The organism is Terriglobales bacterium (assembly GCA_035543055.1).
GTDB lineage: Bacteria > Acidobacteriota > Terriglobia > Terriglobales > Acidobacteriaceae > JAIQFD01.
The window spans coordinates 1-9,600 of the sequence record DATKKJ010000145.1; the positions used below are offsets into that span (position 1 = coordinate 1).

Annotated in this window: 11 protein-coding genes; 2 read left to right on the plus strand and 9 right to left on the minus strand. The window is 65.2% G+C overall.

What is annotated here, in order from left to right; all coding sequences use genetic code 11:
• The 9 genes from atpD to hfq all read right to left on the minus strand — a co-directional run.
• The coding region (gene atpD / locus VMS96_09930) for a F0F1 ATP synthase subunit beta (GenBank protein ID HVP43742.1) at window positions 1-993 on the minus strand (993 nt) is incomplete at its 3' end.
• A gap of 110 nt (window positions 994-1,103) precedes the next feature.
• Window positions 1,104-2,132 (minus strand): ATP synthase F1 subunit gamma, encoded by a 1,029-nt coding sequence (atpG, locus tag VMS96_09935; protein HVP43743.1) that lies wholly within the window; start codon window positions 2,130-2,132, stop codon window positions 1,104-1,106.
• A gap of 40 nt (window positions 2,133-2,172) precedes the next feature.
• Complete coding sequence (atpA, locus tag VMS96_09940) at window positions 2,173-3,714, minus strand: F0F1 ATP synthase subunit alpha (GenBank protein HVP43744.1); 1,542 nt, start codon at window positions 3,712-3,714, stop codon at window positions 2,173-2,175.
• A gap of 160 nt (window positions 3,715-3,874) precedes the next feature.
• Window positions 3,875-4,414, minus strand: a complete 540-nt coding sequence (atpH, locus tag VMS96_09945) for an ATP synthase F1 subunit delta (protein HVP43745.1) — start codon at window positions 4,412-4,414, stop codon at window positions 3,875-3,877.
• Window positions 4,414-5,148 (minus strand): ATP synthase F0 subunit B, encoded by a 735-nt coding sequence (locus VMS96_09950; protein ID HVP43746.1) that lies wholly within the window; start codon window positions 5,146-5,148, stop codon window positions 4,414-4,416. The genes atpH and VMS96_09950 overlap by 1 nt, the downstream gene beginning before the upstream one ends.
• On the minus strand, window positions 5,145-5,612 hold the full coding sequence (locus VMS96_09955; protein ID HVP43747.1) for a hypothetical protein: 468 nt from the start codon (window positions 5,610-5,612) through the stop codon (window positions 5,145-5,147). Before VMS96_09955 ends, VMS96_09950 begins: the two co-directional genes overlap by 4 nt.
• A 275-nt stretch (window positions 5,613-5,887) precedes the next feature.
• Window positions 5,888-6,370: a YbaK/EbsC family protein gene (locus VMS96_09960; protein HVP43748.1), complete on the minus strand. Its 483-nt coding sequence runs from the start codon at window positions 6,368-6,370 to the stop codon at window positions 5,888-5,890.
• A gap of 263 nt (window positions 6,371-6,633) precedes the next feature.
• The gene (gene hflX / locus VMS96_09965) at window positions 6,634-7,959 is read right to left on the minus strand and encodes a GTPase HflX (protein ID HVP43749.1); all 1,326 of its coding nucleotides are present in this window, start codon (window positions 7,957-7,959) and stop codon (window positions 6,634-6,636) included.
• Window positions 7,960-8,040: 81 nt separating this feature from the next.
• Window positions 8,041-8,331, minus strand: a complete 291-nt coding sequence (gene hfq, locus VMS96_09970) for an RNA chaperone Hfq (protein HVP43750.1) — start codon at window positions 8,329-8,331, stop codon at window positions 8,041-8,043.
• Between the two features lie 228 nt (window positions 8,332-8,559).
• Here hfq and VMS96_09975 point away from each other — a divergent pair, with 228 nt between their 5' ends.
• Window positions 8,560-9,288 carry a urate hydroxylase PuuD gene (locus VMS96_09975; protein HVP43751.1) on the plus strand — a complete coding sequence of 243 codons (729 nt, stop codon included), beginning with the start codon at window positions 8,560-8,562 and terminating at the stop codon, window positions 9,286-9,288.
• 62 nt (window positions 9,289-9,350) lie between these two features.
• Window positions 9,351-9,600 (plus strand): DUF309 domain-containing protein (locus VMS96_09980; protein HVP43752.1); only part of this gene is annotated, 250 nt, incomplete at its 3' end.

Consider the following 9,600-nt stretch of genomic DNA (forward strand, 5'->3'; position numbering starts at 1 on the left):
GTGGGCGAAGGTGGTCGCCGGTGCGGGGTCGGTGAGGTCGTCGGCGGGCACGTAGATGGCCTGCACCGAGGTGACCGACCCTTTCTTGGTCGAAGTGATGCGCTCCTGCAACTCGCCCATCTCGGTCGCCAGGTTGGGCTGGTAGCCGACGGCGCTGGGCATGCGGCCCAGCAGCGCCGAGACCTCCGAGCCCGCCTGGGTGAAGCGGAAGATGTTGTCGATGAACAGCAGGGTGTCGGACCCTTCCTCGTCGCGGAAGTACTCGGCGACGGTCAGGCCGGTGAGGGCCACGCGGAGCCGGGCTCCGGGAGGTTCGGTCATCTGGCCGTAGATCAGCGCGGCCTTCGATTCTTCCGGCTTGCCGGGCACGATGACCTTTGATTCCGACATCTCCAGCCACAGGTCGTTGCCCTCGCGGGTGCGCTCGCCCACGCCCGCAAACACGGAGTAGCCGCCGTGCTGCTTGGCGACGTTGTTGATCAGCTCCATGATCACGACCGTTTTGCCCACGCCCGCTCCGCCGAACAAGCCGATCTTGCCGCCCTTCAGGAAGGGCTGGATAAGATCGACGACCTTCACTCCAGTCTCGAACATCTCCGCCCTGGTGGACTGCTCATCGAAGGCCGGCGCCAGGCGGTGGATGGGACGGGTCTCTTTGTGCGCTATCGGCCCCAGTTGGTCCACGGGTTCACCGATGACGTTCATGACGCGCCCCAGCGTGCCCTTGCCCACCGGCACGGAGATGGGGCCGCCCTGGTCGGTGGCTTTCATGCCGCGTACCATGCCGTCGGTCGGCTGCATGGCCACACAGCGCACCCGCCCCTCGCCCAGGTGCTGCTGCACCTCGAGGATGACGTCGATGGGTTGGGGAACGTTGAAGCCGTCACTGGTCACGCGCACCGCTTCGTAGATGGGCGGAAGCCCCGACTCGCTGAACTGCACGTCGACCGCGGGGCCTGCGACCTGGATCACTCTACCTGCATTCTTTGCCATAAATGCTCGTCTCTCGATGGCCATCAGCCCTCAGCCGTCAGCCATCAGAAGAATCAAACCCTTTATTCGTCAGATCTCTCAGCTCCTGCCTGATGGCTGAAGGCTGACCGCTACAACGCCGCCGCTCCACTCACGATCTCGATGATCTCTTTCGTGATCTTGGCCTGGCGGGCGCGGTTCATGGCCAGGGTCAGGCTGTCGATCATGTCGCTGGCGTTGTTGGTGGCCGAATCCATCGCCGTCATGCGGGCGGCGTGTTCCGCCGCTCCCGACTCGATCAGCGCGTGGAAGATCTGCACCGCGATGTACTTGGGGAGCAGGCTGCGGAAGAGCTCTTCCGCCGGCTGCTCATAGAGGTAATCCACGGGGGCGGCGGCGAACTCCCGGGCCCGACGCTGCATTTCCGTGGTGTCGGCCTCGGCCAGGCTGATGCCGGCGGCCGTCGCGGCTTCGGCCATGCGCTCGCGCTGCTCGGGCGTCATCTCCTCGGCGGCGCGGATGTCGCGCGTCCCGATCTCCTCGATGGGGAGCACTTCGTCCAGGACCACGCGCTGGGCGATGACCGATTTGAACTCGTTGTACAGGAAGTAGACTGCGTCCACTTCCCCGCGGGTGTAGCGCTCGATCAGCCGCTGGGCCAGTTCCTCGGCATCGCTGTACTCGAACTTGCCTGCCTGGCCGACCAGTTCGCCGGAGATGGAAACCCGGGCATCCGGCCGGTCAGCGGTGTAGGGAAAGCGGCGGCGCAGGAAGTCGCGCCCCTTGCGTCCCACGCAGACGATCTCCACCCGGATATCCTGCTTCGACTCGAGGAAGCGCGTCGCCGCCTTCAAGATATTGGTATTGAAGGCGCCGGCCAGGCCGCGGTCGCCGGTGATGAGCGCCAGCAGGGCGGTCTTCTCCGGCCGGCGGGCCAGCAGCGGATGACGGGGCTCCCCGGTGTCGGGGTCGATGACCTGGGCGCGCGAGACCAGCGACTTCAGCACGTTGGTCAGCATATGCGAGTAGGGACGCGCGGCGAGCGCGCGCTCCTGCGCCCGGCGCAGGCGTGCCGCCGAGATCATCTTCATGGCCTTGGTGATCTGCCGCGTGCTGGTCACGCTGCGGATCCGCCGCCGGATATCCAGAAGATTCGCCATGCTTTTCCTGAGACGTAGCTTGCTACGTCTCCCGCAATACCTACGCTTTCGCCGCGACTGCGCTCTTACGCTCGGCGACGAAGCGCTCCTTGAATTCCGCGACCAGTTTCTTCATGTCCGCTTTGAGCTGGTCGTCGAGGATCTTCTTGTCCATGACCGTCTTCAGCAGCGCCCCGCCCATGGTGTCGGCGTACTGGTACAGGCCCTTCTCGAACTCGCGCACCTCGTCCACGCCCAGGTCGTCGAGGAAGCCGTTGGTGCCGGCGTAGATGACCAGGATCTGTTTGGAGAACGGCAGGGGCTGGAACTGCCCCTGCTTGAGGATCTCGACCAGGCGCTGGCCGCGGGCCAGCTGCGCTTGCGTGGCCTTGTCCAGGTCGCTGCCGAACTGGGCGAACGCGGCCAACTCGCGGAACTGCGCCAGCTCCAGCTTGAGCGAGCCCGCCACCTGGCGCATGGCCTTGATCTGGGCGCTGCCGCCTACGCGGCTGACCGAGAGTCCGACGTTCACCGCCGGGCGCACGCCCGAGTTGAACAGATCGGTCTCGAGGTAGATCTGGCCGTCAGTGATGGAGATGACGTTGGTCGGGATGTATGCCGAAACGTCGCCCGCCTGGGTCTCGATGATGGGCAGAGCGGTGAGCGACCCGCCGCCGTTCTTGTCGCTCAGCTTGGCGGCACGCTCCAGGAGGCGCGAGTGGAGATAGAAGACATCTCCCGGATAGGCTTCGCGGCCCGGCGGACGCCGCAGCAGCAGCGAGATCTCGCGGTACGACGCCGCGTGTTTCGACAGGTCGTCGTAGATGCAGAGCGCGTGCCGCTTGGTGTCGCGGAAGAACTCGCCGATGGCGCAGGCCGCATAGGGGGCGATGTACTGCATGGGCGCGGGCTCCGACGCCGACGCCGCCACCACGATGGTGTACTCCATCGCGCCGGCGTCTTCCAGCAGCTTCACCACCTGCGCGATCGACGACCGCTTCTGCCCGATGGCGTTGTAAATGCAAATCAGGTCATTGCCCTTGTTGTTGATGATGGTGTCGAGCGCCACCGCAGTCTTGCCGGTCTGGCGGTCGCCGATGATCAGCTCGCGCTGTCCGCGGCCGATCGGGATCATGGAATCGATGGCCTTCAGACCGGTGGCCATCGGTTCGCGTACCGGCTGGCGGTCGATGACGCCGGGCGCCAGGCGCTCCATCGCGATGAATTTGTCGGTCTGGATGGGGCCCTTGTCGTCGATCGGCTGGCCCAGCGCGTTCACCACGCGGCCGACCATGGCCTGGCCCACGGGCACGCTCATGATGCGCCCGGTGCGCTTCACCTGGTCACCTTCCTTGATCTCGGTGTACTCGCCCAGGAGCACGCAGCCGACCTGGTCTTCCTCCAGGTTCATGGCGATGCCGGCCACGTTGTGCGGGAACTCGAGCAGTTCGCCGGCCATGACCTTGTCGAGGCCATGCAGGCGGGCGATGCCGTCGCCCAGGCTGATGACCGTGCCCACTTCGTCCACGGAGATCTTCGATTCGTAGTTCTCGATCTGCTCGCGGATGATCTTCGTGATCTCGTCTGCTTTAATACCTGCCATAGGATTCCTTGAAACCCTCAGTTCCTTCGACTCGCGCTATGCGCTCGCTCAGGATTTCGGCAGCGGGCTCCCGGTTGCGACGAGCCGCTCCCTCACGCCCGCTAAGCGCCTCAACTTCGTGATCTCGTCTGCTTGGATGCCTGCCATATGTAAGTTCTCGCTACCCTGCGCTCAACTGCTCCTTCAACCTGCGCAACTGTCCCTTCACCGACCCGTCGTAGATGGTGCTGCCGACCTTGACCACGGCACCGCCCAGCAGCTTCGTGTCCCGGCGGTATGCGGCCCGGACCTTCTTGCCCGTCAGGGCGGTGATCTGCTGCTCCAGGGCGCGCTTCTCTTCGTCGCCCAGGTCGCGGGCGGTGATGATCTCGGCGTCGGCGATGCCCAGCCGCGCGCTCAGTTCTTGCTGGAACTGGCGCGCAATCTCCGGCAGGGCGGCGATGCGCCGGTTGTCGATGAGCACCGCCACCAGGTTGCGGGTCATCGGCGACGCGCCCACGGCGTGCACGATCTGGTCCAGCACCTTGCGCTTCTGCTCCGCCGGCACCGACGGGCTCTCCCATACGGTGCGCAGAGGGGCATTGCTCTCCACCAGGTGCGCCAGGGTGTGCAGCTCGTCGATGGTCTGGTTCGCGTCCATCTTCTTGTCGAAGACCACGTCCGCGAAGGCCCGGGCGTAGCGGCTATTGACGGCGGCCATTACTTGCCGTCCTTTCCCAGCCGCTCGGCGAAGCCGCGCACCAGTTCGCGGTCTTCGTCGGTCCCCACGCTGATCTTCTGCTCCGCCAGCCCCACCGCCAGCTCCGCGGCGTACACTTTCAGCTGCGTGCGGGCGCTGCGGGCGGCGGCGGCGATCTCCTGTTCCGCGGCCTGCACCACTTTCTTGCGGTCATCCTCGGCCGCCGCCTGGATGCGTTCCTCTTCCTTGCGCGCGTCTGCCTCGGCGGAGCTGCGCATGACGGCGATCTCCTGGTCCAGGCGCGCCAGGCGGCTCTCGATGTCCCCCAAGCGCCGGTTGGCGTCCTCGCTGGCTTTGCGCGCCTCCTCCATCGCCTTCTGGATCGAGGCGGTGCGCTCGCGGAACGCCGCCGGCAGGGCCTTCTTCATCCCCGCGACGATCAGGGCCGCGATCACCGCGAAGTTCAGCCCCACGCAGACCCAATAGGCGGTGGCCAGGCTCAGGCCGGTCTTGCGGGCGACGAACTGGACCGACGGTGATTCCCGGAACTGCGCGTTTTCGTCCTCTTCCCCGGCCGCATGTTTGGAAGCTTCCGCCGGTCCCGGCTGCGCCTGCGGTGACGCAGCGTGCTCCGCCGACTTCTGCGCTTCGGAGGGCTGCTGAGGATCGGCCGGCTTATGCTCCTGCGCGACGCCGAATGTCGTCAGGGCAAGCAACACCAGGGTCAGCGGCACGATCCCTTTGACCAGTCTCATTGCCGCCCCGCTGCTGGTATCGAAACCGGTTTGAGGATGGTGCGGATGACTTCGCGGGCCAGCGCCTCGGCTTCGGTCTGCAACCGTGTCCGGGCGGCGGCGGCATCCTGCTCCAGCGCCTGCTTGGCGGCGCGGACCTGGCCCTCGGCGGCGCCGCGCGCCTCGGCGATCAGCTTGCTGCGGCGCTCCAGCGCCTGCTGACGGCGCTGTTGCTGCGCCTTGTAGAGGGCCAGCTTGGCCTCGCGGATGCGCTGCTCGTATTCCGCCGTCTTGGCGTCAGCGGCGGCGACGTCGGCGCGCGCCTTTTCGATGGCCCCTTCGGTGCGCGCCCGGCGTTCCCCCAGCACTTGCATCAGGCGGTTGTGGACGATCACGCGGTAGGCGGCGTAGAGAATGACAAACAGGATGATGGTCGGAATGGCTCCGAGCAGTAATCCGCCTACTTGTCTGAGGGTTTCTTCCATGAATCTACGGGCCAGCCTATGACGTGGGGGTCAAAACTGAAAAACTAACATCCGCGTGCGCATCTGTCAATTTTGGAATGCGCGCAATTCTTGACTTTTCAGTCGTTTGCGCGCGGAAGCCGGGCGGTCAGCAGAGACCGCTCACGACTTCCCTTGACAAGCCGCCTCGGAGGTTTACCATATGAGTATCACCTCCGATCCGATTCAGGATCGAATGGGCCGGTCGCGTAGAACTTGTCACCGCTTCTACGCAGTCGGCCCATTTAAATTCTCTGCTAGGCGACTGCCGTATATTTCATCCTCGCGATGCGCACCACGCTCGGCTTCACCAGCCTGGCGAAGTCCTCATAAGTCATCCGGATCAGCTCGTAGTGCGAGCCCGCGTTGAAGGCGATCTCCTGGTCCTTGCTCAGCGACTCGTCCACGTACACCGGCAGGTCATAAAGATTGCCGAAGGGCGGCATGGCGCCGAGTTCGCACCCCGGGAAGCAGTTCTGGAAATCGCGCTCGTGGGCGATAGTGACGCTCTTGGCCCCGGTGACCTGCCGCATCAGGTCGAGATCGACGTGCAAGGATGCCGGCAGCACCGCCATGGCCAGGGTGTCGTCCACGTTCACGATGACAGTCTTGGCCATCTCTTTGCCGGGGATATGGGTGAGGGCCGCGATGCCTTGGGCGGTGAAGGCGGCCGAATGGGTGATGGTGGTGTACTGGATGTGGTTGGCGTCGAGGAACTCGCGCAACTTGGCGACTGGCATACGAACCTCCACGCGTGCGGCCTTCGGCGGAGGAACCAGTGTCCGTGCTGGCCGCGCCGGTGTGACTGCCCTCCGGCAGCACCACACGACCCCGCACGCTGCCTGAAAGTCTACACCCGCCTGCAGACCGGTCAGTAATGGCGGTCACATGCCAGTGTGCGGAAGAAGTACCCAGTACCCAGTACTCAGTACTCAGTTCAAACCCGAGATGAGGTCGACCCTCGCCGCCGCTCCTGCTCTTGCAGAGTACTGAGTACTGAGTACTAGCGCACGACCACGAATGCCTGCAGCTTCCGCAACAGCGATTCCGGCGCTTCCGCCTCCAGGTGCACCACGCCGTCCTGGTACTCCCGCGCATACACCCGCGCCTTTCCCTCCAGCATGGCCAGCGCCTTGCCTTCGCGCTGTGGGATGGCGAGCTTGACCCGGCGCAGCGGGTCGTCCTGCAACAGCGCGTCCACGCGGTCGAGCAGCGTGGAGATGCCCGCGCCCGTGACCGCCGAGAGATGCACCGTGTGCGCATCGTCTTCGAGCGCGTCGCGCTCGGCCGCCGGCAACAGGTCGATCTTGTTCATCACCCGCAGCCGCGGCTTGTTCAGCGCCTCCAGCTCCCCCAGCACCTTTTCCACCTGCACGTCCTGCTCGTGGCGGATGGGGCTGGTCACGTCCGAGACATGCAGGATCAGGGACGCGCGCTGCACTTCCTCCAGGGTGGCCCGGAAAGCCGACACCAGGGTGTGCGGCAGGTTTCGTAGGAACCCCACGGTATCGGAGAACAGTGCCTTGCGGCGCGAGGGCAGGGTCACCGCCCGGATGGTCGGGTCGAGGGTGGCGAACATCTTCGATGACGCCAGCACCCCCGACCGGGTGAGCTGGTTGAACAGCGTGCTCTTGCCCGCGTTGGTGTAGCCGACCAGCGCCACCGTCGGCACGGGGACGGATTCGCGCCGCAACCGCTGCTGTGCCCGCACCCGCCGCACCTTCTCCACTTCTTCCTTGATGTGGCGGATGCGCCGGTAGATCTTGCGGCGGTCGGTCTCGAGCTGGGTCTCGCCCGGCCCGCGGGTGCCGATGGGCCCGCGCGCCCCCGCCGACGTGCCCGCGATCTGCGACATCTGCACGCCCCGTCCGGTCAACCGCGGCAGCAGGTATTCCAGCTGCGCCAGCTCCACCTGCAACTGGCCTTCGCGGGTGCGGGCGTGGCGGGCGAAGATGTCGAGGATGAGCTGGGTGCGGTCGATCACGCGCGCGTCCACGACCTTCTCGATGTTGCGCTGCTGCGAGGGCGTCAGCTCGTGATCGAAGAGCACCAGGTCCGCGCTCGCCGAGGCCACCATCCCGTGGATCTCCTCCAGCTTGCCTTTCCCGATCAGCGTCGCTGGGTCGGGCCTCTCCTTCATCTGGATGATCTCGGTCAGGATTTGGGCGCCGGCGCTGGTGGCCAGTTCGCGCAGCTCGGCCATGGACTCTTCCGGGCTGAAGTCGAGGCGGTGGGAGGTGGTGATACGGGCCGCGGCCGCGGCGTCACGGGCTTGCGCGATCGCCGGTGAGGCCGCCCGGCGCCGCCCCAAGTCCAGGCCCACCAGCACCGCGCGTTCCGGCGCCGGCCCGGAGGCACGTTTCCCTGCGGAAGCCTGCGGAAATGACTGGCGGCGTCGGCCGCGAATAACTTATCCCTCCGTGCCGGACGGGGCCGCGGGGGTGGCGACGGGCGGCGGCGCGGCCGCCGCGGGCTTGCTCTCCACCGCGTGCGGCGCCTTGGCCATCACCACCGTCGAGATTGCGTGCTTGAAGATCAGTTGCTCCTGGTTGCTGGTCTCCAGCACCACGGAGTACTTGTCGAAGGAGCGGATACGGCCGGTCAGCTTCACCCCGCTGAGCAGGTAGATGGTGAGATTGGTCTTGTCCTTGCGCGCGGTATTGAGGAACGAATCCTGGATGTTCTGTGCCGGCTTGTCCATGTACGTTCTCCCTTCCTAAGGTGCGCCCCATACAGGGCGGAAAAGGCACCTGCCAACGACCTGTAACGATACGACTCCGTCCCGCGGTTTTCAACGCCAGGGGCGGAATTCATCCCCTGTTGACATCAGACGCACGAAATGGAAAGATGCCTGCACTTTTTTGTTGCATCCTGCGCGCTCATTCATCGACTTCAACTAGACACAGACCTGTTGTCCGGAGGAATGCCGATGTCGCACTTTGCTCTCCTTGCCGCCTGGGTCATGCCCACGCACACCCCCATCGAGACGCTGGCCATCATCCTGCGCTGGGTGCACTTCCTGGCCGGGATCACCTGGATCGGGCTGCTCTACTTCTTCAACCTGATCAATGTGCCCTGGATGAAGCAGGTGGACGCCGCCATGAAGCCCAAGGTGTTCCAGCACCTGACGCTCCCTGCCCTGCAGTGGTTCCGCTGGAGCGCCCTGGTCACCGTCTTCGTGGGCTTCTGGTACTGGGCCCAGATCTATGTTGCGGCCGACGCCGAGCGCGAGAACAAGAGTCCCTGGGGCACGATCGGCCTCTTCCTTCTCATCTGGATCGTGGCCTGGGCCCTCGAGTACGTGGTCATCCTGAAGATGCTGCCCAAGGGGCCGGTCTTCGCCGTCATCGTGGCCGTGATCGTCTCCCTTGCCGGCTACCTTTTCGTGTGCTTCGCGCCGGTGGGCGGTGATGATAACCACGTGCTGGCCATCGGAGTGGGCGGTGGCATGGGCCTGTTCATGATGCTCAACGTCTGGGGCATCATCTGGCGCAATAACAAGAAGGTGATCACCGGCACCCTGGCGGGTACACCCCCGGCCGACGGCGCCACCCTCGCTCGCCAGGCGTTCCTGGCCTCGCGCGCGAATGCCTGGCTGTCCATTCCCATGCTGTTCTTCATGGCCAGCAGCTACCACTACGTGATCCTGGGAAGATAGGGCTGCGTTTTGCAGGACCCGCGCCGCGGCGCGGGTTTTTTCATTCAGGCACAATGAGGGCGATGGTCGATCGTGCCAGGTTCGAGGAAGGTGTTGCCCTATTCAATGCGGGAGATTTCTTTGCCGCCCACGAGGCGCTGGAAGACGTCTGGCGCGACCTGCACGGCCCGGAGCGGCGTTCCATGCAAGGTCTCATCCAGTTGGCGGTCGCTCTCCATCATCACTCCACGGGGAACCTGGACGGGGCGCGCTCCCTGCTGGCCCGCGCTGCCGCCAAACTGGCGGACGCTCCCGACGATTTCTTCGGGATCT

Bases quoted from the DNA above. Each gene is read 5' to 3' on its own strand.
- atpA (HVP43744.1), bottom strand. From the start codon at position 3,714: ATGGCAGGTATTAAAGCAGACGAGATCACGAAGATCATCCGCGAGCAG.
- VMS96_09975 (HVP43751.1), top strand. From the start codon at position 8,560: ATGTCGCACTTTGCTCTCCTTGCCGCCTGGGTCATGCCCACGCACACC.
- atpG (HVP43743.1), bottom strand. From the start codon at position 2,132: ATGGCGAATCTTCTGGATATCCGGCGGCGGATCCGCAGCGTGACCAGC.
- VMS96_09960 (HVP43748.1), bottom strand. From the start codon at position 6,370: ATGCCAGTCGCCAAGTTGCGCGAGTTCCTCGACGCCAACCACATCCAG.
- VMS96_09955 (HVP43747.1), bottom strand. From the start codon at position 5,612: ATGGAAGAAACCCTCAGACAAGTAGGCGGATTACTGCTCGGAGCCATT.
- atpH (HVP43745.1), bottom strand. From the start codon at position 4,414: ATGGCCGCCGTCAATAGCCGCTACGCCCGGGCCTTCGCGGACGTGGTC.
- hfq (HVP43750.1), bottom strand. From the start codon at position 8,331: ATGGACAAGCCGGCACAGAACATCCAGGATTCGTTCCTCAATACCGCG.
- VMS96_09950 (HVP43746.1), bottom strand. From the start codon at position 5,148: ATGAGACTGGTCAAAGGGATCGTGCCGCTGACCCTGGTGTTGCTTGCC.